The organism is Bacteroides sp. 3_1_23 (assembly GCF_000162555.1).
Taxonomy (GTDB): Bacteria; Bacteroidota; Bacteroidia; order Bacteroidales; family Bacteroidaceae; genus Bacteroides; species Bacteroides ovatus.
Genome location: NZ_GG774949.1, coordinates 1945581 through 1970725, shown reverse-complemented (window position 1 = coordinate 1970725; position 25145 = coordinate 1945581). Strand labels below are relative to the sequence as shown.

At 37.8% G+C, this 25145-nt stretch carries 18 protein-coding genes and 3 tRNA genes; 20 read left to right on the top strand and 1 reads right to left on the bottom strand.

The genetic code is table 11. From position 1 onward, the window contains the following. The first annotated feature begins 338 nt into the window (after positions 1 to 338). The 16 genes from HMPREF9010_RS16505 (at position 339) to HMPREF9010_RS16580 (ending at position 22593) form a co-directional block, all read left to right on the top strand. The gene (locus HMPREF9010_RS16505; protein WP_004312293.1) at positions 339 to 563 is read left to right on the top strand and encodes an NVEALA domain-containing protein; all 225 of its coding nucleotides are present in this window, start codon (positions 339 to 341) and stop codon (positions 561 to 563) included. Then, entirely contained in the window at positions 532 to 1614 is a 1083-nt protein-coding gene (locus HMPREF9010_RS16510; protein ID WP_008648117.1) for a BF3164 family lipoprotein, read from the top strand. Before HMPREF9010_RS16505 ends, HMPREF9010_RS16510 begins: the two co-directional genes overlap by 32 nt. A 69-nt stretch (positions 1615 to 1683) precedes the next feature. Further along, a complete protein-coding gene (locus HMPREF9010_RS16515) occupies positions 1684 to 2472 on the top strand; it encodes a DUF1573 domain-containing protein (protein WP_050428260.1) in 789 nt (262 codons plus the stop codon). 210 nt (positions 2473 to 2682) lie between these two features. Beyond that, positions 2683 to 3003 carry a hypothetical protein gene (locus tag HMPREF9010_RS16520; RefSeq protein ID WP_008648115.1) on the top strand — a complete coding sequence of 107 codons (321 nt, stop codon included), beginning with the start codon at positions 2683 to 2685 and terminating at the stop codon, positions 3001 to 3003. A gap of 128 nt (positions 3004 to 3131) precedes the next feature. Continuing rightward, the gene (locus tag HMPREF9010_RS16525; protein WP_004312290.1) at positions 3132 to 4256 is read left to right on the top strand and encodes a 6-bladed beta-propeller; all 1125 of its coding nucleotides are present in this window, start codon (positions 3132 to 3134) and stop codon (positions 4254 to 4256) included. A 198-nt stretch (positions 4257 to 4454) separates the two neighbouring features. Next, positions 4455 to 6365: a transglutaminase domain-containing protein gene (locus HMPREF9010_RS16530; protein WP_157453725.1), complete on the top strand. Its 1911-nt coding sequence runs from the start codon at positions 4455 to 4457 to the stop codon at positions 6363 to 6365. After that, positions 6356 to 8236, top strand: a complete 1881-nt coding sequence (locus HMPREF9010_RS16535) for a DUF5127 domain-containing protein (RefSeq protein ID WP_004312288.1) — start codon at positions 6356 to 6358, stop codon at positions 8234 to 8236. The genes HMPREF9010_RS16530 and HMPREF9010_RS16535 overlap by 10 nt, the downstream gene beginning before the upstream one ends. After that, entirely contained in the window at positions 8233 to 9108 is an 876-nt protein-coding gene (gene lepB / locus HMPREF9010_RS16540) for a signal peptidase I (RefSeq protein WP_004312287.1), read from the top strand. Before HMPREF9010_RS16535 ends, lepB begins: the two co-directional genes overlap by 4 nt. A 41-nt stretch (positions 9109 to 9149) precedes the next feature. Beyond that, positions 9150 to 9434 carry an NVEALA domain-containing protein gene (locus HMPREF9010_RS16545; RefSeq protein WP_008648102.1) on the top strand — a complete coding sequence of 95 codons (285 nt, stop codon included), beginning with the start codon at positions 9150 to 9152 and terminating at the stop codon, positions 9432 to 9434. A gap of 7 nt (positions 9435 to 9441) precedes the next feature. Continuing rightward, on the top strand, positions 9442 to 10599 hold the full coding sequence (locus HMPREF9010_RS16550; RefSeq protein WP_008648100.1) for a 6-bladed beta-propeller: 1158 nt from the start codon (positions 9442 to 9444) through the stop codon (positions 10597 to 10599). Positions 10600 to 10608: 9 nt separating this feature from the next. After that, complete coding sequence (locus tag HMPREF9010_RS16555; RefSeq protein WP_008648099.1) at positions 10609 to 12264, top strand: O-antigen ligase family protein; 1656 nt, start codon at positions 10609 to 10611, stop codon at positions 12262 to 12264. Between the two features lie 140 nt (positions 12265 to 12404). After that, complete coding sequence (locus tag HMPREF9010_RS16560) at positions 12405 to 13553, top strand: hypothetical protein (protein ID WP_004312284.1); 1149 nt, start codon at positions 12405 to 12407, stop codon at positions 13551 to 13553. A 34-nt stretch (positions 13554 to 13587) separates the two neighbouring features. After that, complete coding sequence (locus HMPREF9010_RS16565) at positions 13588 to 14682, top strand: efflux RND transporter periplasmic adaptor subunit (RefSeq protein ID WP_004312283.1); 1095 nt, start codon at positions 13588 to 13590, stop codon at positions 14680 to 14682. A gap of 48 nt (positions 14683 to 14730) precedes the next feature. Then, positions 14731 to 17817, top strand: a complete 3087-nt coding sequence (locus HMPREF9010_RS16570; RefSeq protein WP_004312282.1) for an efflux RND transporter permease subunit — start codon at positions 14731 to 14733, stop codon at positions 17815 to 17817. A 16-nt stretch (positions 17818 to 17833) separates the two neighbouring features. After that, positions 17834 to 19342 (top strand): TolC family protein, encoded by a 1509-nt coding sequence (locus HMPREF9010_RS16575; protein ID WP_083792321.1) that lies wholly within the window; start codon positions 17834 to 17836, stop codon positions 19340 to 19342. Positions 19343 to 19347: 5 nt separating this feature from the next. Beyond that, on the top strand, positions 19348 to 22593 hold the full coding sequence (locus HMPREF9010_RS16580; protein WP_032852625.1) for an efflux RND transporter permease subunit: 3246 nt from the start codon (positions 19348 to 19350) through the stop codon (positions 22591 to 22593). Between the two features lie 49 nt (positions 22594 to 22642). Here HMPREF9010_RS16580 and HMPREF9010_RS16585 read toward each other — a convergent pair whose 3' ends face one another. Continuing rightward, positions 22643 to 23200, bottom strand: coding sequence for an NAD(P)H-dependent oxidoreductase (locus tag HMPREF9010_RS16585; protein WP_004312279.1), 558 nt, complete (start codon positions 23198 to 23200; stop codon positions 22643 to 22645). Positions 23201 to 23378: 178 nt separating this feature from the next. Here HMPREF9010_RS16585 and nspC point away from each other — a divergent pair, with 178 nt between their 5' ends. The 4 genes from nspC to HMPREF9010_RS16605 all read left to right on the top strand — a co-directional run bounded on the left by nspC (position 23379) and on the right by HMPREF9010_RS16605 (position 24938). Then, complete coding sequence (gene nspC, locus HMPREF9010_RS16590; protein WP_008648094.1) at positions 23379 to 24518, top strand: carboxynorspermidine decarboxylase; 1140 nt, start codon at positions 23379 to 23381, stop codon at positions 24516 to 24518. A gap of 118 nt (positions 24519 to 24636) precedes the next feature. Then, positions 24637 to 24709, top strand: a tRNA-Gly gene (locus HMPREF9010_RS16595). A gap of 34 nt (positions 24710 to 24743) precedes the next feature. Continuing rightward, positions 24744 to 24828: transfer RNA gene (locus tag HMPREF9010_RS16600), tRNA-Leu, on the top strand. Between the two features lie 34 nt (positions 24829 to 24862). Then, a tRNA-Gly gene (locus tag HMPREF9010_RS16605) sits at positions 24863 to 24938 on the top strand. Positions 24939 to 25145 lie beyond the last annotated feature (207 nt).

Sequence of the window (25145 nt, the reverse complement as noted above, 5' to 3'; positions counted from 1 at the left end):
GAATGGTATCGTAATAAGATGTTATATAATATAGGTGCATATCAATATAAGAGAAAAATTAAAAGATTAAATAAGATAGATCGGAATAATAATTGTATGTAATAGAAAAGAATAACATTCTGTTTTTAGGAAAAATACTACTTGGAAAAGAGAAGGAACAAATAAAAACTATAATTTCCGATGAAATAGGCATTTTTTGAATGAAAGCCTTATCTCTATGATAGTGTATATAGCGGATAGATTCGGTTAGATAGAAATGGATAGATTAATTTATTGGCAGTTGCAATCCAATTGCTTACTTTCGTTTTCATTAATTAATCGATAAAACTATAGTATATATGAAGAAACTATTATTCTTTTCTATTTTGATGATGGCGGTTCTTTCTGTAAATTACTCATTAAAAGAACCTCGAGTAAATACATTATTATTAGATAATATTGAAGCTTTGGCGGCTGATGAGCAAGATGTGCCTACTAATTGTTGGGGCAGTGGTTCCGTAGATTGTCCGGTTACAAAAGTTAAAGTAGAATATGTTGCTACCGGATATAGCCTTGAAAAATAGTATAACTCTCCTGTTTCTTTCTTTTTTCTTGTTTATCTCTTGTGACCATAAGCATAAAGAATATGCAAAGGGTGTATTATTCTATTCGGGATTTCCGCACGAGAGAGAATTAATAGGAGAAGTGATTGAGCTTGATACAGCCTTGCTTCGTTATCCGTTTAGGATACGAATCGAAGGAGATAGAGCCATTGTGATGGATTTACATGGTCTTGATCATTATGGACACTTATTCCAATATCCTGGTTTCCAGTATTTATCTTCTTTTGGGAAGCGTGGTGATTCACCTACAGAAATGTTATCAATGGAGAACTTTCGTTTACAGAATCATGTAGTCTGGACATTGGATGCCAATAAAAGTGAATTAACTAGGTTAGACTTTTCTTCATCCGGTGATTCACTGCTTCGTGACGAAACGGTAACATTGGATGAAGATATACTTCGACCACTTGATTTTGCTATATATAATGATTCAATGTTTATTATTCCTGACTATTCCGGTGAAAATCGTTTATGTCGAGTTAACCGTAATGGGAGGCTTATAGATAAGATAGGGATTATTCCGACTATTGATGAAAAAGCATTGGAAAATGCTCGTCCGGCATTGGCTCAAGCATGGAGGAGCTTCCTTGACTACAATCCTAACAATGGAATATTGGCGGCAGTAACCCAATTGGGAGAAGTCGTTGAAGTTTATAATTTGAAAGATAGTACTCATATTATTCGTATCGGTGAGCATGGTGAACCTGAATTCAAAGTATCAGATGGATATGGTATGCCAACAGGTATTATGGGTTTTAGTGATGTACAAGTAACAGATAGTGCCATTTATACTGTATTTCATGGAACGTCTTTTAAGGAGATCGCAAGACAAAGCGGAAGGCTTCCTGATGGAGGAAAATATATTTATGTATTTAGTTTGGAAGGAGAACCGTTATGCAAATATGTGCTCGACCATTATATATATGGTATTTGGGTGGATGAAGATACTAAAACGATAATAGCGACAGATGTTAATGATGATCAGCCGATTGTAATGTTTAGTATTAAATAGGTAAAGTAGCAATTTTGCTGCAATATTATTATAAATGAGAAATTATGTTAGTTATAACTATTTTGTATTATGGTTAAGGGTGTAGTTCTAATATTGGGAGTAGTTTGTTTTACATTTTGTGGATGTAAAAATGATCAACTATCAACGGAAATTGAAAAGATAGTAAAAGAATGGACAGGAAAGAAAATTATATTTCCTCAAGATGTTTTTTGTAAATCGATTGATAGGGATACTTTGTGTATTTCTCCCAATTCTACGCCTTATAAAATACTAGTATACACAGATTCAATAGGATGCACTAGTTGTAAATTACATTTGTATAAATGGAATGCTATTATTAAGGAAGTTAATGACGAAATGGCAGGTTTTGTTAATTTTCAATTTTATTTTCATCCTAAAAATATCGAAGAAATATTCTTTTTATTTAGAAAGGACTCATTTAAATATCCTTGCTATATGGATATATGTAATCAACTTGATAAACTCAATACATTTCCCAAAGACAGTAGATATCAGACTTTTTTGTTGGATAAATATAATAAGGTCGTTTGCATTGGTAATCCTACAGAGAATCCTCAAATATGGAGTTTGTATAAGCAAATAATAAATGAAAATAAAAGAGTAGAAAAAACAGACTTATATGATAAGTCTTTGATAACATCATTGACAGTTGATACAACTATTTTGGAACTTAAAAATCTGGAAATAAATAAGACTACTACTGCAAAGTTTAGTCTTAAAAATATTGGACCTAACCCTTTGGTGGTGAATAATGTAACTACTACATGTGGTTGTACAGTACCTAACTGGTCAAAACAACCGGTTTTACCTAATAAAACAACCGATATTGTAGTGTAAGTTACTCCTAATAAAGAAGGATATTTTAAGAAAAATGTTACAATATATTGTAATATAGAAAGAAGATATGTTAAACTTGTAATACAAGGTAAGGTAAATAATCAAAGTAAATAAAAGCTATATATTAAGTAAGGAGGTGTTATTTATGTGAAAAACAAAGAAATGAATAATGATTTTTATATTAGGTTTTAATCTTAAAAAAAATAGATAATGAAGAAATTTTTGTTTAGTGGAATATGTGTTTTAGCCATAGTAACTGTGGCGGTATTGAATATCAAAATAGATTTAGGTTCTCAATCTTCAACGTTATCATTGTTTAGCTTGGCTAATATAGATGCACTAGCTGGAGGTGAAACTGATGTGTCAGGTAGTAGAACTCCTGACTATAGTTGGACTAGTGATGAAGAAACTCATTGGGAGGATGGGTGTCTTGTTACAACCTATAATAGCCATATCGGTTGTCTTAGTATTAATAGTGACAGATGTTATTCGGGTGTTACTACGATGAGGAATAGAGATTGTCCAAATTAACTAGGTTTTAAACATCAGATATCTATTACTAGGTATCTGATGTTTAATTAATATGTGGCGATTGGTCGTCTTGTTACTTTCTAATAATACGTTCTTTTTAATAAAAGAAACATAATTATAGCTCGTTTATGAAAAAAATAATTGTATATATTTTTTTATTATTGTTGGTTTCATGCAATAATCCTCGTAATAATTCTTTAAAAGAAATAGAAGATAGGAATCTTACTTTGTTGGAATATGACTATTGTAGTAAGAAGAATCATTTGCATGAATTTGATTCTGTAACTTTTGTTCCATTAGAAACAAATGAGAGATCATTAATATCTAGTATAACTAAGATATTGTATAAGAATGAGACATATTATATTTTTGATAAAGTCCAAGCTATGATCTTTTTATTTGACGATAATGGTTCATATATTACTAAAATTCATAATATAGGGAGTGGACCAGGAGAATATGCTGATATATCAGACTTTGATATAGATGCAGATTTAAATATATACATATCATCTATTGTAGGACGAAAAATAATAAAATATAAATATCCTGATTACAAGCTGTTTACAGAATATAAAACTAATGCAACTGTAATGGAAATAGCTGTTGATGAAAAAACGGGAAAGATATGGGGAACCAATATATTTCAGACTGAAGACGGTATTTGTTTAGGATTTTATTCGAATGAGAAATTTGTTCCGGTAATAGCATCTAGAGGTATTGCAGATAATGCTAATACTCCATTTAAAGCCCAAAGTTTTTATAAATCAGGGAATCATTTATTTTTTAATCCTAGATATTCTCCATATATTTATATGATAGATAATGATGAAGTAAGCAAATATATGAAAATAATATCGGATGATTTTGTAGATAATTCAGATCTTGAATTAGAAAAGGACTTTAAAAAGGAAAGAGGGGTAAGAGAACAATATTCTACTAATGAGTGCCTAATTTCAGGTGTTAATTCATTCTATCAATGTAAGGGACATTTTCTGGCCGAAATATGGAGAAACCATGGAGCACCTTTACTTTTGGAATATGAAGCAAAAGAGAAAGAAGGTTATTTATTTTGCCCTCTTTTGGACCCTCAAATAAAAGCATTTACGAAGATTGCAGCAGTTTCTTCTGATTTTTATATAAGTTATATTAATGCTCAGTCTTTTTTGAATAATTATGAGGAGACTGTTACTCGTAAATATAATTTGGTTGATGATAGTAATCCGGTATTAATGAATATATATGTGAAATAAAAAAATACATTTTTTAGCGTTGTTTTGACCTATGATAAATGAGAAAGGTCAGTAGAGAACATGAACAGGAAATACTAAGTAAATGAGGATTAATTTATGCTTAAGAAGCTTTGTATATATATTCCATCTATCCTTGTTTTGTTATTTGTGTTAGAATGGCAATATGCAAGAAAGTATTTATTCTACGAAAAAAAAACTATGCTCCCTTTAGAAGTTGCTTTACAGGCGGCAGGTGGAAATAAAAAAGAACTTCAAAAAGTACTTCACTATTATAAGAAGAATCCTATTGATAGTCTAAAATATAAAGCAGCTTGTTTTTTAATAGAGAATATGCCTTTTTACATTTATTCTAGTGGAGAACAATTAGAGAATTATAAGTCTTATTATGCTTGGCTAAAAGTACGTAAGGGTAAAACTGCGCAACAAGTTTCGGATTCAGTCAAGAAAGTCTTTGGTGCAATGAAAGAACCTAAAAAGAAACGCGATATTATGGAAATGGATTCTGCATATTTGTGCCATAATATTGATTGGGCATTTAAAGTTTGGCAGGAGCAACCGTGGGGAAAGAATATTTCGTTTGAAACATTTTGTGAGTACTTATTGCCTTACCGAATAGGGGATGAACCGTTAACTTATTGGCGTGAGATATATTATAAGAAATACAATTCATTGTTAGATTCATTGCGGATGTCTGACACCTTGGATAAAGAAGATCCATTAGTGGCAGCCAGATATTTAATGGCGAGATTGCCGGATAAAAAGACATTCTTTACTTCTATAACTCCCTTTTCTTTCGGACATATCGGACCTGAATTTGTACAATATAAAGTCGGTAGTTGTAGAGAATTGGCAGATTTTGAGATTTACTTATTTCGTGCTTTAGGTATTCCTTGTGCAATCGACTACTTACCTGCACGTAATGATACGAATTTCGGGCATCTTTGGACAATAGTATGGGATAAAAACGGAGAAGGATATATGTCCGACTTTATGACATTTTTGACACGTGTTCGCAAATGTGCTTTGTATCGGCAGGGAGGAACTGCCAAGATATATAGATATACATTTAGTGTAAACAGAGAGTTACATGAACAGATGTCACAATATGGAGAGAAGGTACATCCATTTTGGCATATTCCTAAGTTTAAGGATGTAACTTTTGATTATGCGTATTCATACCAAAAGAATCTGGTCATTCCTTTGGAAAAGCAGTATAAAGAGAAAAGGAGTGGGAGGATTGCTTATTTATGTGCCAGTAATAGAGATCGTTGGATTCCGGTTGATTGGACAGAATACGATGCCGGTCATTTGGCTTTTCGATATGTTCGTAAAGGGGCAGTTTTAAGAGTTGCCACTTATGAAAAAGGATCATTACATTTCTTGACTGATCCTTTTTATCTGGATAAAGAAACTAATGCCCCTCACTATTATTCCGTCGGGAAAAAGACGCAAGATATGGTTTTGTATGCTAAGTTTAATCTTAAAGAAGAAAGTAGTTTTAGAAACAGAATGATAGGGGGTGTTTTTACCGGAAGCAATCATTCGGATTTTTCGGATGAAGATACACTGTTTATTATACAAAGTAAACCTGATCGTTTGAATACTACTGTAAAATGCTGGTCTGATAAAGAATACCGTTATCTTAGATATATCGGTCGACCTAAAGCTCATTGTAATGTTTCAGCAGTCGCCTTTTATGAGAAAAATGATACTGTTGCTTTAATGGGAAAGATAATAGGAACTCCCGAACACGAAAAACAGAATGGGGATCATGACTATACCAATGTCTTTGACGGGAAAACATGGACTTCTTTTGATTATTCCAAACCCACCGGTGGATGGGCGGGATTGGATTTAGGAAAAGAAGTAAAAGTCGATCGTATAGTTTATACTCCGCGGAACAGGGATAATTATGTTCGACCTGGTGATGTATATGAATTATTCTACTGTGAAAGAGACTGGCAATCTGCCGGGACAATCAAGGCGACTGCCGATTCACTGGTGTTTCGGAATATTCCGGAAAATGCATTATTACTTTTACGAAACCATACTCGTGGAAAGGATGAAAGAATTTTTGTTTATGAAAATGGAGAACAACAATGGAGGTAAAGTTTAATATCAGACAAGTTGTAATGTGGAGGATAGTTTTATTTTCAGGAATTATCTCCTTGATATGTGCTTGTTCTTATTCCGGTAAGAAGGTGTGTCCTCCTTTTGATATTTCTTTCTCCGGACATACGTTGTTGGCTATAGCTCCCGGTTTTACCATAAAGGCAACAGAAGATACTTTAAATAAAACCTATCCGTGCTTAAGATCGGGGAAAATGTTTCCGTTGACGGGTATTTTAAAGGTGGATGGTAAATCTTACCGTTTTTTAGGAGGAGATTCGTTACGTATATCCTCTCTAGCCCCTCTTTCAAACGAGAACCTGGGATGGCAGGGAAAATATTCTTATTTATTTCCGGGCAGAGGATGGGAACAAAGGGAGTATAATGATTCTTTGTGGAATAAGGGTAAAGGTGCCTTCGGTTCGGAAAATGGGAAGTTTCAAGCCCATACAGTATGGGGAGCGAAAAATATATATGTTCGCAGGCACATTACCATTGCTAACAAAGATACTTTAAAAGAACGCAAAGTCTATCTCCGTTATATTTATGATGATCAGATAAAGCTTTATTGTAATGGAGAATATTTGTTAGGAGAAGAAGCATTTCTTCCTCAAACGGGATGCTATCGTTTAACGGATGAAACAGTAGCTCAAATTATTAATGGTGATAATGTTATAGCAGCTTATGGGGGTAATGCGGAAGGTACTGCTTTTTTGGATTTTGGTTTATATGTGGAAAATAAGACTTATGTTGATGTGAAACCTGCAATATTGAAACAAATGAATATGCAGGCTACACAGACTCATTATGTTTTTCAATGTGGAGATGTGGAGCTTCTGATTGATTTTGTTTCACCTTCCTTGTCGGAGAAATGGGATATGACAGGATGGCCTGTAGGTTTTCTTTCTTATCAGATTCATGCAAAAGATGAAAAGGAGCATACAGTGGAAATTCTGTTTGATGTAGATATGGAGTGGTTATTGGGTAGGAGCAAGGTGGATAGTTGGTGTGAACAGAATTGGCGTTTTGCCAAGTCCGACAGTTTATATTTAGCTATGGAGGCGAATGAATCAACTTTCTCTAGTGAGGATGGTCATGTTATTTTATCTCAAAAGTTAAGCGCAAAGAATGAGGATAAAGGTGCATTGCTAATAGGGTATGAGGAAGGGCAGACTTTACAATATGGGGGTGAAAGTTTGTCCCCTCTTTGGAAGAAAAATAGAACAGGCGAAATAAAAGAATTAATGAAATCTGTTGGAGATAGATGGCAGGAACTTAAAGAAGAATGCGATAAACAGGATTGTCAGTGGAGTGCCAGAGCTTTTCAAGTAGGTGGTGAAACATTTGCAGGGCAGATGCTTCCTTCTTATCGTAATTTTATATCTTCCCATAGATTTGTGTTATCATCAGAGAATAAAATATTTTGCTTTGGAGATACTTTAGGTAATATCAGGGAGGCTTATGAGAGTTTTTCTACTTTGCTCTATTTTAATCGTATCGACTGGATGAAAAGCCTATTGGATCCTATATTTGAATATTGTGAAGATAATCATTGGGTAAAGAGATATCCGCCTTATGATATAGGTTTGTACCCTATTATTAATAAGCAGGTAAAATTGGATGATAATGCAGTGGCGGTAGCTGCTGACATGTTGATGATGATGGCTGTGATTGTAGAAGTGGAACAGGATTTCAGTTATGCTGATGCACATTGGAATCTATTGTGTTTATGGGCGGATTATTTGCGAGAGAAGATGGAAAAAGACGTTTATCCTTGCGAAGGATTATTAAATGAGGATGATGAACGTGTGAAATGCGTGTTGGGGCTTATGGCTTATCGTAAACTAATTCAACTGAAAGAAAGCGTATGAGCAAAGTGAGGAAAATTTTGGCAATATTAGAGAATCTGGCATTTTTCGTATTCTGCATGGTGCTCATTCTCTTCTTGGTACAACTATTTTGTTTTACCTCGTTTAAAATACCTTCGGATTCTATGGAACCGGTACTAAAGGATGGAGATCGGATACTGGTTAATAAGATGATAAAGGGAGCTAGGTTATTTAATGTGTTTGCTGCTTTAGATAATGAAGACTTCACTATTCATCGGATGCCCGGATGGGGAAACTTTAAGAGAAATGATATATTGGTTTTTAATTTTCCTTATCAGCAAAATCGTTGGGATAGTATTCGAATGGACGTGATGCAGTATTATGTGAAGCGGTGTATCGCTCTGCCCGGAGACACATTGGAAATCAGAGGAGGATTTTATAAGATACGTGGTTGCAATGAACAGGTGGGGAATTATCAGGCTCAACAGTATATTGCAAATTTGCAGCATCCGAAGCAGCACGGGATTGTCTTTGGTACATTTCCATATAACAAACAACTTAAGTGGAATATTCGTGAATTCGGACCATTGCCTGTTCCACAGAAAGGACATGTGGTAGAAATGGACCGCACTACTTATCATTTGTATAAGCAATTGATAGGTTGGGAACAAAAGAAGAAATTGCGTCTGAAAGACGGACAGGTGTTATTGGGAGACAGTCTGATTTCTCGATATCGTTTTGAAAAGAATTATTATTTTGTATCTGGTGATAATATGGCTAATTCGCAGGATTCAAGGTATTGGGGGATGCTGCCGGAAGAATATATTGTAGGCAAGGCTACCCGTATCTGGTATTCAGAAGACAAATTTACGGAGAAACCTCGTTGGGATAGGATGATGAAGAAAATCAAATAAAGGCATATTGACTATCAGATTTAATATAAAATTAGTTACGTATGAAAAAGAAAATTTATTTAAAAATGGCTTTAGGAATTACATTACTAGTGATGATTGGTACTAATATTTGTAATTCGTTTAAAAAAGAGACATTATCTGATTTGGTTCTGTCTAATGTTGAAGCGTTGGCAAATAGTCGTGAGAATGGCGATAAGACTTGGACAGCTCCTAGGACAATTGCATGTGATTATCAGCAAGGTCCGTGGCATACTGCCAGCATAGAAAGAATATGCGAATTTTGTGTAACTCCTAATTCTTGTACACCCAGAGCTTGTGGAATGTAATTAAAAAATGAATAAGTGTATTATTATAATAATGGTAGTTTGTCTTACTGTGTCGTGTACTCATAATAAAACGTCTTTAAGTATCGGCCCCGGAGTTGTCTCTCTGTCTAGTCCACAGGACGTTATCGTTGAAATGACAGGAGAAACTTATGATAAGCTGGAAACTATATTGCAACAGGTATCTTACGTTAAACTATCGGCGATTCCTTTGTTAAGCCGTATTAAAAAGATCCAGATTGCGGATGAACGAATTTATTTATGGGATCTTGTAGTAGGCATTGTATGTTATGATATGTCCGGTGAATTGTTATTTCAATTGAATGCTAGAGGGCAGGGTCCCGGAGAATATACGGATATAAATGCTTTTGCAGTAAATGCTAGTTTGCATCAACTGGTGATTTATGATAATATGAAACAGTCGTTGATGTTTTATTCGACCGAGGATGGTAGGTTTGTCAAAAGTGAGAAGTTTAATAAACCTACACCGGCTGAAATAGCCTATTGGGGAGGATACTTCTTTTATCATAACCGTTTACATCGAAACTATCAAGATGATATTTCTTTGCATTATTACCTGTTAGCGTCAAAGGATGGCATTACCATAGGGAAACGATACTTTAAACATGAAAATAATAAAGAAGACTATCCATTTTCGCCTTCAGGACACAATTTGTATGATAATAATTCGAAGTTGTATTATTGTAGGGATTTTGATAATATTGTTTATCAGATTCATGAAGATAGTGTTGTTCCGCGTTTTCGGATTAATTTGCCGAACCCCTTGCCAGCATCGATGATAGAAGAGAGACCTAATGAAATGAGTTTGTTGCGTTCAGGATACTCCTTAGGTATAACTGATATATATGAGTATGGCGGATTATTGTTTTTTCGTTTTGTGAAGGATGGATATATTTGGTCTTGTTTATATAATGTAGAAGAGAGTAAACAAGTATACTGTGCCAAAAGGATTAAATTTCTGGATTCATCTTTAATTGATACGATTGACGGTATTTATAAGGATTGCTTTTACAGCATATTGACACCAGAGTATCTCGATTATGCTTTTTCTGAAAATCCTCTTGAGGATTATCCGGATTTATTTAAAACGTATGATGTAGAGGGAGATAATCCGGTTATTGCTTTTTATCGGGCAGTAGTCAGATAATTGAAGAACATGAAAGTCAAATTAAAGTTGATAAAAATTGAAAGGAAAGGTATGGCGGGTTTGATAGCACTCTTAGGAGTTGCGTTAATCCTGTGTGTAGTAGCTTTTCCTACTCCGAACGACATATCTGTTGGTGAAATGGCCTATCAAAAACTATGGTTGGGACGCATGACTGTTGTTTTTGCTGTGTGTTGTTTGCCTTTTCTTTGCTTGAATAAGAAACAATATCTGTCTTTTCCGTCAATAGTGACGTGGGTATTGATTATATTGGGAGGGATTGAAGCTATATGGGGCTTGAGGCAAATATATGGTTTCGCTGTTTCTAATCATTCCTTATATGCACTTACAGGGTTTTTCTATAATCCGGGACCTTACTCGGGATATTTGGCAATGATATTTCCGCTTTGCCTGCATGAATGGCTAAATTTGAAAGAAAAGACGGAACGTACATGGATAGAACAGGGAAAGTATTACATGGCATTAGGAGTGATGCTGTTGATTCTTTGTGTGCTACCTGCCGGAATGAGTCGTTCGGCTTGGATTGCCGCCGCCGTATCGGGCGCATGGGTGTATGGAATGCACATTTCATGGGGAAGTAAACTAAAGGAGATTAGAAAGATATATAAGAGAAAAGTTGTGTTGGCCTGTATTGCAGGAAGCATTATATTCATAGTGATTGGTTACTCACTTTTTCAGTTAAAAGCAACTTCCGCCAATGGGCGCCTGTTCATGTGGAAAATTAGTACTCTTGCTATTGCTGAAAGTCCTCTTATAGGACATGGAACTGGGAATTTTGTTTCAGCTTATGGCAGGGCACAGGAGAGTTATTTTGCAAACGAAGAGTATTCGGAAACGGAAGAATTGGTGGCGGGTAGTCCGGAATGTGCTTTTAATGAATATCTTCAAGTAGCAACAGAATATGGGATTCCTTTTTTATTTGTCGTTTTATTAATAATTGCGTTTTGTCTTTGGAAGGGGAGTAGGGAAGGACGAATAGGTCTTTGTGGAGGTATAATTGCAGTGTTGGTATTTGCTTTTTCTTCTTATCCGATGCAGATTCCCGGATTTGCAGTGACCTTCTATTTTCTGCTGGCTGCTTGTGTTATTGGACGCTCGAAGATAATGCTATTATTTTTTATTTCGATAATAATTCTATTAGGGGCATATTATTGGAAAAACAATCAATATGATGCATGTAAGAACTGGTATCGTAGTAAAATGCTCTATAATATCGGAGCATATCAATCAGCTAAAGAAGAATATGAGACGTTGTATCCCGAATTGAAGAATCGGGGAGCCTTTCTTTTTGAATACGGGTATTGTTTGCATAAATTGAAACAATATGATAGCTCTACAAAAGTGTTGAAAGAAGCCATGGAGTATAGTAATGACCCAATGATTCTGAATATTATAGGTAAGAACTATCAGGCAGTAGGAAAGTATGAGAAAGCGGAAGAGAGTCTGATTCGGTCTACGCATCGACTTCCGGGACGAATTTATCCGTATTATCTTCTGGCAAAGCTGTATGCGGAGCCGGAAAACCAACAACCTGAGAAATTAAAGCGTATGGTTGAGGTTGTACTGACAAAAGAACCAAAGGTTCAATCGACAGCGGTAAAAGAGATGAGAGCGGAAGTAAAGAAATTATTGAAACAAATAAACTGATAAATATGATGAAATATGAATGAGCACAGTTAACAATGGTTATATCTTATTCTTATACGAAGATTTATTATTGATAATCAGGATATCGTATTTTAGTTATGTTATTTTTGTAGTTGTATAAAACGTAAAAATAGAACACAATGAGAACAGTAGAAAATAGTTTGTTGCTTTTCCTATCTTGTATGCTATTGATATCCTGTACTGGTAAGAGATCAGATGGAACAATAGTAAATAATGAAGTTGCACTGCAAACGGAAGAAATACATTTTCCTCAACAAGATGTGCTGCAGCTAAAGTCTTATTATTTGTCTTCTCCTGTTCATGGAGATTCTGTGAATATCCTTATCGGATATAATTATAGATTACATTCATTAGATTACCTGGATTTGGAATCAAAACAGGTAACTCAAGTAACGTTGCCCGCCAAAGGTCCTCATGCTATATCTCGTTTGTCAGGCATATATGTACATTCATTAGATTCAGTGTGGGTATCTGATGATTCTGAACATGTTTTTCTCGTTGACAGCAGAGGAACTGTAAAAAATATAGTGGATTTGAGAGAGTATCTGGATGATAAGGAGCAATTATTGATAAATACTAATTATGCCATCCATACTTCCCGTTTATATTATAATAAGAACCGTCAATCTTTGATGTTTTTAACACAAAACTTGTCTTCTAAGGTCTTTGCGGTCAAGGAAGTCTTTATTAATAAAGAGAAAGATGTTGCTATCTATTATTTGTCGCCATCAAATATTATTCCTGATATGAGCGCAGGGTATTCTTATATGTCTTTTCCTAATGTCAATTATGTAGGTGAAAATATTATCTATAATTATCCGGCTGAATCTTCCATTTATACTTTGAATATAGTTACTAATGAACGAAACTCTGTTATGGCAGAAAGTAACTATACTTCTAATATTGTGGCAGAATGTACTTCCGGAAAAGATTATGCTGCATTGGAAAGGCATAGGTTGGAGAATCCTTATTTTTATGATGTAATGTATATTCCTCAATATAAAATGTATGCCCGTTTGCATATTGATAAAGTAGAGTTTGATGCTGATATGGGGATTGAGAAATTGATCAATGATCGTGATTTATATTTAATGTTGTTTGATGATGAGATGAAAAAAGTATATGAAGTAAAGTTGGCAAAACATAGATATAATTATTTTACAGGTTGGTGTGTCTCTTATAGTGGTATTGTTCTTTTTGTAGATAATATGCTGGATACAGAAAATAATACGGATGATTTGACTATAGACTTTGTTTATCCTAAATAGATGATGTGTAATTGATAGCAATAAAGATATTATTATGAGAAAATATGATTGTATATGGTTGATGCTATGTTTGGTTTGGACTGGAACGTCCTCTTGCTCTGACAAAAAAAATAGTGCCGACAAACAGGAACAAGGTGTTTCCACTGTTCTTCCTGATGCTAAGAATGAAGTCACTACTCAAATACTAAAGAGACGTGATTTTCATCACGAATTGGTCAGTAACGGTAAAGTAAGTGCTCTCGGACAGGCTGATCTTCGTTTTGAGACAAGTGAAGTTATTGCTCGTATTTATGTGAAGAATGGTGACCGCGTACATAAAGGACAGAACTTAGCTGAACTTGATAAATTTCGCTTGGAGCAAAAGCTTTCCCAAGCGGAAGATGCTTTGTTGAAAGCCGAGTTGGAACTGAAAGATGTATTGATCGGACAGGGATATACCTCCGAAGATTTTAGCAAAGTTCCTGTGGAAACAATGAAACTTGCGAAAGTGAAGAGCGGATATGAGCAGTCGAGATCTCAATATGAATTGGTGAAAAGGGAAACAGAACATGCTACATTGGTTGCTCCTTTCGATGGGATAGTGGCTAATCTGTTTTCTAAACCATATAATTTAGCTAATACTTCCGAGGTGTTTTGTACGGTTATTGATACCCGTGGGATGGAAGCTGATTTTACAGTGTTGGAGAATGAGTTGGCTTTTATTAAAACAGGTGATAAGGTGATGATTACTCCTTATGCCGGAGGAGATTCGTTTGAAGGCAGCGTATCTGAAATCAATCCATTGGTAGATTCGAACGGAATGGTAAAGGTGAAGGCTGTAGTAAACGGACAAGGAAAACTGTTCAGTGGTATGAATGTAAGAGTAAGTGTCAGAAGAAGTTTAGGGCAACAATTGGTCATTCCTAAAACGGCTGTTGTGTTACGCTCCGGTAAGCAAGTGGTATTTACTTTACAAGAAGGTAAGGCTATGTGGAATTATGTACATACGGGATTGGAAAATGCAACGGAATATGTTGTTTCGGATAAATCACAGAAAGGGATTGAAGAGGGGTTACTGGAAGGAGATACGATTATTGTGACCGGAAATCTGAATCTGGCACATGAAGCGGCAGTAAAGGTCAGTGATTAACGGGTCAGTGATGAGTGATTAGTGGAGTTAATTGATAGATAGAAAAACATGATAAAATTTTTAATCCAGCGTCCTATTGCCGTATTGATGGCTTTTACTGCCTGTTTCATAATCGGGCTAGTGACATATAATACTTTGCCTATATCATTGCTTCCGGATATTGCCATTCCGGAGATAACAATACAGGTGTCTGCCGCCAATACCTCTGCCCGTGAACTGGAAAACACGATTGTGAAACCTTTACGGGGACAACTGATTCAGGTGTCTACATTGAAAGATATTCATAGTGAATCGAGAGACGGAGCAGGTATGATCCATCTGTCTTTTGATTTCGGTACTAATACGGATCTTGCCTTTATAGAGGTCAATGAAAAAATAGACGCTGCAATGAATTATCTTCCCAAGGATACTGAACGCCCGAAAGTTATTAAGGCAAGCGCAACGGATATCCCCGTGTTTTACCTGAATCTGACCTTAAAGAATGATAGTGCTTATAGTACGATAGGACAGCAGTCTTTCCTTGATTTGTGTGAATTTGCCGAATCGGTGATCAAGCGAAGGATAGAGCAGCTCGAAGAAGTGGCTATGGTAGACGTGACCGGATTGGTGGAGCGTCAGGTACAGATTGTACCCGATGAGGATAAGCTGGCTATGATGGGGTTTTCCATTGAAGATATTGAATCGGCTTTGGCTGCCAATAATGTGGAGCCGGGTAGTATGACAGTACGCGACGGATACTATGAATATAATATAAAATTCTCCACTCTGTTGCGTACCGCAGAAGATGTGAAAAATATATACCTGCGTAAGGGAGACCGCATTGTCCAACTAAAGGACTTCTGCAAAGTTACTATCGTGCCCGTAAAAGAAAAAGGCGTATCTGTGTCGAATGGGAAAAGGGCGGTGACGCTGGCTGTTATCAAGCAGGCGGACGAGAATATGGATAAGATGAAGCAGTCTCTGGTAAGGACGATGGAGCATTTTAGACAGGTGTATCCTGATATTGATTTTAGTATTAGCCGCAACCAGACAGAATTGTTGGATTACACGATCTCAAATCTGCAACAGAATCTAACTTTAGGTTTCCTTTTTATCTGTCTGGTAGCTGTCCTGTTTTTGGGAGATGTGAAATCTCCGTTGGTGATCGGACTTAGTATGGTAGTCTCTATCGTGATTAGTTTTGTTTTCTTCTATCTGTGTAATATGTCCCTGAATATCATTTCGCTTGCCGGATTAATTCTGGCATTGGGTATGATGATTGACAGTTCGATTATTGTGACAGAAAATATATCCCAATACCGGGAGCGGGGCTATTCATTGCGTCGTGCCTGTATAACAGGAACTAGTGAAGTGGTGACTCCTATGTTAAGTTCTTCCCTGACTACCATTGCCGTGTTTGCTCCATTGATTTTTATGAGTGGTATTGCCGGAGCTATCTTCTATGATCAGGCTTTTTCGGTTACAGTGGGATTGATGGTTTCGTATTTTACTGGTATTATGCTTCTTCCGGTGCTTTATCTGCTGGTCTATCGGACAGGTATTCATACCCGGAAATGGAAATGGCTTTCTTTTAAATTCAATAACCCGATAAAGGATCACACATTGGACCGTTTTTATGATGCCGGTGTAGATTGGGTGTTCCGTCACAAAACGTTTAGTGTATTGTTTTGTGTTGTCTCCATCCCGCTTTGTATATTTTTCTTTTTCTTTATCGACAAGCAGCGGATGCCTGATATAGAAGAGAATGAATTGATTGCCCGAATCGAGTGGAATGAGAATATTCATGTGGATGAAAACAGGCGGCGTGTGGATGAGCTTTTTAGGGATTTAAAAGAACAGGTATTGGAGCACACGGCATCTGTTGGCAGGCAGGATTTTCTTCTGAATCGTGAAAGGGAACTTTCTTCTTCCGAAGCAGAACTTTATTTCCGAACGGAAACATCAGAAACAATCATTCCTTTGCAGCAGGAGATATACCATAAACTGAAAGAACGTTATCCACTTTCCGTTATTTCTTTCTCTCCACCGGAGACTGTATTTGAGAAACTCTTTGTCACGGGAGAACCGGATATCATAGCTGAATTTTACACCCGTAATAAGGCAAAAGCACCGGAAGCGGAAACGATCCGGAATGTGGAGCTGGAGTTAGCCCGTAGGACGGGAATTGCTCCTACAGGCATTGCCTTTGAGAACCAACTGAACCTAAGTATCAATAAGGAGAAACTATTGCTTTACCGTGTTGCTTACAATGAACTTTATAGAGTCTTGAAAACAGCTTTCCGAGAAAATAGTGTGACTATGTTGCATTCTTACCAGCAATATCTTCCGATCAACGTTGCGGGCAGTGAGAAGACGGTGAATGAAATATTACAGGAAGCACTAATACAGACTGAACCGGACAATAGAGGAAACAGAGAGTACATTCCACTCCGGGAACTGGTGACGGTTACTCCTGCCGAGGACTTGAAGAGTATTACTGCCGGACGTAACGGGGAATATGTTCCTTTTGATTTTTATGGCGTACAGGACGGAAACAAACTGATAAAGGAGGTGAAACAAACGGCAGAAGATATGAAAGACTGGGATACTGGATTCTCCGGCAGTTTCTTTTCTAACAGTGAGATGTTGGATGAACTGGTGGTGATTTTATTTATTTCGCTGTTATTGATGTATTTTATTCTTGCCGCACAGTTTGAAAGCTTTTTGCAGCCTTTGCTTGTTTTGGCGGAGATACCGATTGACCTCGCATTTGCACTGCTTTTACTCTGGATTTGCGGACATACGCTGAATTTGATGTCTGCTATCGGGTTGATCGTTACCTGCGGTATTGTAATCAATGACTCTATTCTGAAGCTGGATGCTATCAATGAATTGCGTAAAGCGGGTGTTCCGTTATTAGAAGCGATACATGAAGCTGGCCGCAGGCGTTTGCGACCGATTATCATGACTTCACTGACTACCATCTTCGCAATGGTGCCACTGCTTTTTTCTTCAGATATGGGTTCGGAGTTACAAAAACCGTTGTCTATAGCTATGATAGGAACAATGTCGATTGGTACGACGGTGAGCTTATTTATCATACCGTTACTTTACTGGTTTATTTACCGTAACAAGAAAATAAGTATTAAGTATTAGTCCAAAAATGAGAGTTATGAATAGATTAAAGAAAAGAATTCCTGTTTTCCTTTGTGTCCTCTGTGTCCTCTGTGGTGAATCCCAGCTTCGAGCGCAGAAACACCTGGTATTGGATTTGAACAGGACAATTTCTCTAGCTAACGACAGTTCGCTGGAATCATTCCGTACGCAGAATATGTATTTATCCGGTTATTGGGAGTATAGGACTTTTCGGGCAAATCGGTTGCCTAGCTTGACGCTGGATGTTACTCCGGCACAATATAACCGGGATATTACGAAACGATACGATTCGGGACAGGATTTGGATGTATACCGTACGCAACAGTCTTACTATGCTTATGGAGGATTGAGTGTAAAACAGAATTTTGATTTAACCGGAGGTACTTTTTATCTGGAATCGAATCTTGCCTATATGCGTAACTTCGGAAGTAACAGTGCTACGCAACTTACGAGTGTTCCTATACGAATCGGATATTCGCAAAGTCTGGTAGGATATAACTCCTTCAAATGGGAACGGAGGATAGAACCGTTGAAGTATGAGCGTGTGAAAAAGGAATTTCTCTATAATGTGGAAAAGGTGTCGGAAACGGCTACGAATTATTTTTTCTCTTTGGCTATGGCGCAGGCAGAATATAATCTTGCTAAAGAAAACTTGGCTTCTACGGACACATTGTATCGTATCGGGCAACAACGCCATCGAATTGCAGCTATCTCACAGGCTGATTTGTTGACATTGAAACTGGATCGTGTGAATGCGCAGAATACGTTGCAGAATAAAGCAAGTGACCTGAAACGGGCTATGTTTTCACTGGCTTCTTTTCTCAATCTGGATAAGAATACGCAAATCAAACTGGAACTTCCTTCCCGCCCGGAGATGGTGGATATTCTGGTAGATGAGGCTTTGAGGTGGGGCAGGAATAATAACCCGCAATTGTTGGAACTGAAACAGAATGTACTTGAAGCGGAACGGAATGTAGATAAGACGAAGAAAGAATCTCGCTTTAACGCAAGTGTGAATGCCAGTATCGGTTTTAATCAGGTAGCAGATAATTTTGGAGATGTGTATCATAAACCGATGCAGCAGGATTTGGTGGCAGTCAGTGTTTCTATTCCGTTATTGGACTGGGGTGTTCGTAAGGGTAAGTATAATATGGCAAGAAATAATCTGAATGTAGTGAAGATCTCGGCACGTCAGGATGAGATTAGCATCGAGGAGGAAGTGATTATGACGGTAAGTGATTTTAATATCCAGCAGCAATTGATAGCCAGTGCGGAAGAAGCGTTGGATCTGTCTATACTTGCTTATAATGAGACTAAACAGCGTTTTATCATCGGCAAAGCGGATATAAACAGCCTGACACTTTCACTCAACAGGCAGCAGCAGGCACAACGTAATTTTATCTCTGCCTTGCAGAACTACTGGCTGAATTATTATAAGATACGGAGACTTACGTTATTTGATTTTGCTGCGAAACTTTCACTTTCGGACAGGTTTGATTTTAATGGAGGAAAGTTGGTTAAATGACGAAAATGCAAAATATAGATTCTGAAATAGTAAAATCTCCTAAGGCTTCCGCTTTCACATTGATTGTGGCTTTTGTCTGTGTGGCATTGGTTGGGTTAGCACTCATTCCATTGCTGCCTGTCAAATTGAATCCATCGCGGACCTTACCCGGCTTCACGGTGAGATTCAGTATGCCCGGTACTTCAGCACGTGTGGTGGAAATGACGGCTACCAGTAAGTTAGAGGCAATGCTTGCCCGTGTGAAGGGTATTCGAGGGATTTCTTCCACTTCAGGAAACGGATGGGGAAGTGTCAGTGTGAATTTGGATAAACATGTGGATGCAGCGGTTGCCCGCTTTGAAGCTTCTACTATTATTCGTCAGACGTGGCCGGAATTACCGGATGGGGTGAGCTATCCGTATATTCAGATGCACAGTCCGGGGCAGAGTAATCAGGGGCCTTTTATGGCATTTACGATCAATGCACCCGCTACTCCTTTCTTAATTCAGCAGTATGCGGAAGAACATATAAAAACGCGTCTTGCACAGATTCCGGGAATTTATAAAATCAATCTTAGCGGAGCTACTCCGATGGAATGGCGATTGGAGTATGATTCGGAACAATTGCGTGCGCTTGGAATAAATACGGATGATATTCGTCAGGCTGTCCGGTTGCATTATCAAAAGGAATTTTTGGGTACTTATGATGTGGAACAGGGTGCTTCGGGCAGACAGTGGATACGTTTGGCATTGGTTCCCGAGCAGGAGGGCAGAGAGTTTAATGCGGAGCGGATAAAGGTAAAAATGAAAGATGGTAAAATCATAGGTCTGAATGAGCTGGTGAAGGTTTCCCGTATGGAGGAGCAGCCGCAAAATTATTATCGGATTAATGGGCTGAATTCAATTTATCTGTCGATTGTTGCAGAGGAAACAGCAAATCAATTGGCATTGAGTGAAAAGGTAAAAGCATTTATGGATGATAACCAGCTATTACTTCCGGCAGGATATGAGATTCACACCAGTTACGACGCAACGGAATTTATTCAGGAAGAACTGGGGAAAATTTATTTGCGTACGGGAATGACTGTAGCGATTTTGCTCCTGTTTGTATTGTTGATCACCTTTAGTCCTAAATATCTTTTTTTGATTGTAATCAGTCTGGCTGTTAATATGGCAATAGCTGTCATTCTTTATTATGCGTTCGGATTGGAAATGCAATTGTATTCTTTGGCGGGTATTACGGTTTCATTAAATTTGGTGATAGATAATACAATTGTAATGAGCGATCATTATTTGCGGCGTAGAGATCGGAAAGCGTTTATGTCCATTCTTGCAGCCACGTTGACCACGATGGGAGCTTTGGTTATCATCTTTTTTCTGGATGAGAAGATACGTCTTAATTTACAGGATTTTGCTGCGGTAGTGATTATAAATCTGGGAGTATCACTGCTGGTTGCTTTATTTTTTGTTCCTTCTCTAATTGATAAAATAGGATTGAAACGAAGAAAGAAACCTTCTCTTTCAATAGTTAAATGGAAAATTGGGGAGGTGCGTTGCTTTGTGTGGATACGTTCAAGAATACGTCGGCTTCCGGTTTATTTCAGTCGTTGTTACAGGTGGCTGATACAAATACTTTGCCGTTGGAGGGTGGCGGTATGTATTTTGTTATTGTTGGTATTCGGACTACCGGTATTTCGATTGCCGGAAAAGATGAAAGGTGATGATAGATGGGCGAGAACTTATAATCAAACGTTGGGGACCACCACTTATAAAGAAAAGGTGAAACCGATAGTAGATAAGGTGTTGGGAGGTACTTTAAGGTTATTTGTGCAAAAGGTATATGAAGGGAGTTACTTTTCACGTAATGAAGAAGTAGTGCTTCATGCCAATGCTAATTTGCCGAATGGAAGTACACTTGAGCAGATGAATACACTGATGAAGAGGATGGAAACTTATTTGAGCGAATTTAAAGAGATTAAGCAATTCCAGACATCTGTAGAAAGTGCTCGCAGGTCATCTATCCACATCTATTTTTCGAAAGAACACCAGAAAAGCGGTTTTCCCTATACGTTGAAAGCGAATATGATTAGCAAGGCGCTTCAACTGGGAGGTGGAAATTGGAGTATATATGGTTTACAAGATCAGGGGTTCAGTAATGATGTACGTGAGAATGCGGGTTCTTTCCGGGTGAAAATGTATGGATATAATTACGATGCACTGTATGATTGGGTTGAAAAATTAAAAGCAAAGTTATTGTCTCACCGCCGGATTCGGGAAGTGACGATCGGATCTGATTTCTCCTGGTGGAAAGATGATTATATGGAATTCTACTTTAATCTGAAAAAACAGCGGATGGCAGAGGAGGGGATTGGAGCCGGAAGGTTATTTTCTGCTATTCACCCGATATATGGGCGAAATATGGAAATAGGTTCGGTAATGGCGGAAGAGGGGACGGAAAAGATAAAACTTTCTTCGTGTCAGTCGGAAGATAGGGATGTGTGGGCAATGCAGTTTTATCCTTTTCAAATAGGAGAGAGGGAATATAAGCTTTCTGAATTGGCAACTGTGGAAAAAGGACAGATGCCACAGGAAGTGGCTAAGGAGAATCAACAGTATCGGCTGTGTTTGCAATATGAGTATATCGGTTCTTCGGAACAGGGAAATAAACTATTGAAAAAAGATCTGGAAGAGTTTAACGAGATTCTCCCGATGGGATATACTGCAAAATCGGAGGATAATAACTGGTCTTGGGGTAGAAAGGACAACAAGCAATATCGTTTGCTTTTGATTGTGATTGCTATTATTTTTTTTATTACGAGTATACTGTTCAATTCTTTGAAACAGCCATTGGCAATAATTTTTGTGATTCCGGTATCTTATATCGGCGTGTTTCTGACATTCTATTGGTTCAAATTGAATTTTGACCAGGGAGGATTTGCTTCTTTTGTTTTGCTTTGTGGTATTACGGTTAATGCGAGCATTTATATCTTGAATGAATATAATTCCGTTCGTAAACGCTTCCCGCGTCTTTCACCGCTTCGGGCTTATGTGAAAGCCTGGAATACTAAAGTGATTCCTATCTTTCTGACGGTGACTTCTACCATCTTGGGATTTGTCCCTTTTATGGTAGGCATGGAAAAAGAAGGCTTCTGGTTTCCATTGGCAGCAGGCACTATCGGAGGATTAATAATGTCTGTAATCGGAGTGTTTATTTTCCTGCCAGTGTTTACATTGAAAAAGAAGTGTTTGGTGAAACCTAAAGCTATGCTTTAGCAACTGTAAAGCGTAGCTTTATCCTATCTAAAGCTACGCTTTATAAATCTTACCAATTGTTCCCTGCATTACTGCTACCGATAAGCATCTCCACACGTTGTTTATACAAATTAGCTCCTTCAGCAATATTCTTTCCCGCATCTGCTGTTCCCATTCCGTAGACTACAATAGGGGTTTGCCATGACATTCCCGAATGAATGGCACTTACCTGATAAGGACGTAATAACTCGTCCATCGTGAAGCGGTTTCTGCCGCCACTGCGATACGCTTCGTATTCGGATCCCGTGGTCGTTACCACTGTCAACGATTTGCCGGCGACAGCCGGAGTCTTGGATAGAAAAGTAAAGACTTCATCTTGCCATTTCTTTAGTAATGACGGCGCAGACATCCAATAGAAAGGAAATTGATAGATGACAGCCGAGGCATCGGAAATGATTTTACTCCATTCATCTACATTGAAAGCGATTTCTTGCGACAGCTCGTAAAGATTGAAAACTGCTACTCCTTCCATGTCACTGACAGCATCAACTAATGCTTTGTTTGCTTGTGATTCCTTGATGTTAGGATGTGCCAGCAGAATCACTACTTTTCTTAAATCTTTATTCATTTTTAATCAGGTATTTAGGATGATATAATACTTACTATAATATATAAGGTGTAAAAATAAGAAAAAGTTCGCGAAAACCAATATCTTAATTAAAAATAAAACAATCCCTCTTTGCTTTTGAATTTGTATTTTTGTACCCACGTTCGTAAAGCGATTAGTCCAGATAATAATTTTATATATGATAGATTTTAACCAGTTCCCTTCTCCTTGCTACATCATGGAAGAAGAACTTTTAAGAAAGAATTTGAGTTTGATAAAAAGTGTAGCCGACAGGGCGGGAGTGGAAATTATTCTTGCTTTCAAGTCGTTCGCCATGTGGCGCTCTTTCCCTATATTCCGTGAATATATCAATCATTCAACGGCCAGTTCGGTATATGAAGCCCGCCTGGCGTTGGAAGAATTTGGTAGCAAGGCGCATACCTATTCTCCTGCTTATACGGAACAGGATTTCCCGGAAATCATGCGTTGCAGCAGTCATATCACATTCAACTCAATGCAGCAGTTTGAACGCTTCTATCCGATGGTGGTTGCAGAAGGAAGTGGCATTTCTTGTGGTATTCGCGTAAATCCTGAATATTCGGAAGTGGAAACCGAACTTTATAATCCATGTGCACCTGGCACACGTTTTGGGATAACGGCCGATTTGTTGCCTGATGTATTACCGCAAGGCATTGAAGGCTTTCATTGTCATTGTCACTGTGAATCTTCTTCTTATGAGTTGGAACGTACGTTGGAACATCTTGAAGCTAAATTTGCCCATTGGTTTCCACAGATTAAATGGTTGAATCTGGGTGGTGGACACCTGATGACTCGTAAGGACTATGATACCGAACATTTGATAAGGCTGTTGCAAGGATTAAAAGCACGCTATTCTCATTTACGCATTGTTCTGGAGCCCGGTTCGGCCTTTACCTGGCAGACGGGAGTGCTGGCTTCCGAAGTGGTGGATATTGTGGAAAGTCGTGGCATCAAGACGGCAATTTTGAATGTTAGTTTCACTTGCCACATGCCGGACTGCCTGGAAATGCCATATCAACCTGCCGTGCGTGGCGCAGAGATGGGAAATGAAGGAAAATATATTTATCGTCTCGGAGGAAATTCTTGTTTGAGCGGTGATTATATGGGACTGTGGAGCTTCGATCACGAGTTGCAAATCGGAGAGCGTATCGTGTTCGAAGATATGATTCATTATACGATGGTCAAGACAAATATGTTTAACGGAATTCATCATCCTGCCATTGCCATCTGGACAAAAGAGGGGAAAGCTGAAATATACAAGCAATTTTCTTATGAAGATTATCGTGACCGAATGAGTTGATAATCAAAATGATTGTTTTGCGGTAGGTGCAAAGTGAACAGATTTCTGTGAAAAAAGTAGGCAGAATGTTTGCAGGTTTACGGAAAATCCCTACCTTTGCAACCGCAAACGAAAAAATGCGGAAATAGCTCAGTTGGTAGAGCATAACCTTGCCAAGGTTAGGGTCGCGAGTTCGAGTCTCGTTTTCCGCTCATGTTTCTTTGAAATGTTGGAACAATAATCTTTGCCCAGGTGGCGGAATTGGTAGACGCGCACGTTTCAGGTGCGTGTGTCGAGAGGCATGCAGGTTCGAGTCCTGTTCTGGGCACCAATCTTTCAGATTTCTGAATGACGAAATTTAGTTTGCGGAAATAGCTCAGTTGGTAGAGCATAACCTTGCCAAGGTTAGGGTCGCGAGTTCGAGTCTCGTTTTCCGCTCCATATAAGATGAGGTTGTCAGTCGATAAGATTGGCAACCTTTTTTTGTATAATATTGGAAGTTTACCGGACGATTGTATCGATAGATTGAACGGAAAAGCGTAATTTTGCAAACGAAAAAATCAATGTACTCCCCCCAAAAACGAAGCGTCATTGATTCTACACCAGACCTTAACTTAATTTTAAACTTAATTTAGTTGATATGTTAAC

Coding starts and splice junctions, on each gene's coding strand:
- nspC (WP_008648094.1), top strand. CDS start 23,379: ATGATAGATTTTAACCAGTTCCCTTCTCCTTGCTACATCATGGAAGAA.
- HMPREF9010_RS16510 (WP_008648117.1), top strand. CDS start 532: ATGTTGCTACCGGATATAGCCTTGAAAAATAGTATAACTCTCCTGTTT.
- HMPREF9010_RS16585 (WP_004312279.1), bottom strand. CDS start 23,200: ATGAATAAAGATTTAAGAAAAGTAGTGATTCTGCTGGCACATCCTAAC.
- HMPREF9010_RS16565 (WP_004312283.1), top strand. CDS start 13,588: ATGAGAAAATATGATTGTATATGGTTGATGCTATGTTTGGTTTGGACT.
- HMPREF9010_RS16520 (WP_008648115.1), top strand. CDS start 2,683: ATGAAGAAATTTTTGTTTAGTGGAATATGTGTTTTAGCCATAGTAACT.
- HMPREF9010_RS16550 (WP_008648100.1), top strand. CDS start 9,442: ATGAATAAGTGTATTATTATAATAATGGTAGTTTGTCTTACTGTGTCG.
- HMPREF9010_RS16525 (WP_004312290.1), top strand. CDS start 3,132: ATGAAAAAAATAATTGTATATATTTTTTTATTATTGTTGGTTTCATGC.
- HMPREF9010_RS16560 (WP_004312284.1), top strand. CDS start 12,405: ATGAGAACAGTAGAAAATAGTTTGTTGCTTTTCCTATCTTGTATGCTA.
- HMPREF9010_RS16515 (WP_050428260.1), top strand. CDS start 1,684: ATGGTTAAGGGTGTAGTTCTAATATTGGGAGTAGTTTGTTTTACATTT.
- HMPREF9010_RS16580 (WP_032852625.1), top strand. CDS start 19,348: ATGCAAAATATAGATTCTGAAATAGTAAAATCTCCTAAGGCTTCCGCT.
- HMPREF9010_RS16530 (WP_157453725.1), top strand. CDS start 4,455: ATGCTCCCTTTAGAAGTTGCTTTACAGGCGGCAGGTGGAAATAAAAAA.
- HMPREF9010_RS16555 (WP_008648099.1), top strand. CDS start 10,609: ATGAAAGTCAAATTAAAGTTGATAAAAATTGAAAGGAAAGGTATGGCG.
- HMPREF9010_RS16545 (WP_008648102.1), top strand. CDS start 9,150: ATGAAAAAGAAAATTTATTTAAAAATGGCTTTAGGAATTACATTACTA.
- lepB (WP_004312287.1), top strand. CDS start 8,233: ATGAGCAAAGTGAGGAAAATTTTGGCAATATTAGAGAATCTGGCATTT.
- HMPREF9010_RS16575 (WP_083792321.1), top strand. CDS start 17,834: ATGAATAGATTAAAGAAAAGAATTCCTGTTTTCCTTTGTGTCCTCTGT.
- HMPREF9010_RS16505 (WP_004312293.1), top strand. CDS start 339: ATGAAGAAACTATTATTCTTTTCTATTTTGATGATGGCGGTTCTTTCT.
- HMPREF9010_RS16535 (WP_004312288.1), top strand. CDS start 6,356: ATGGAGGTAAAGTTTAATATCAGACAAGTTGTAATGTGGAGGATAGTT.
- HMPREF9010_RS16570 (WP_004312282.1), top strand. CDS start 14,731: ATGATAAAATTTTTAATCCAGCGTCCTATTGCCGTATTGATGGCTTTT.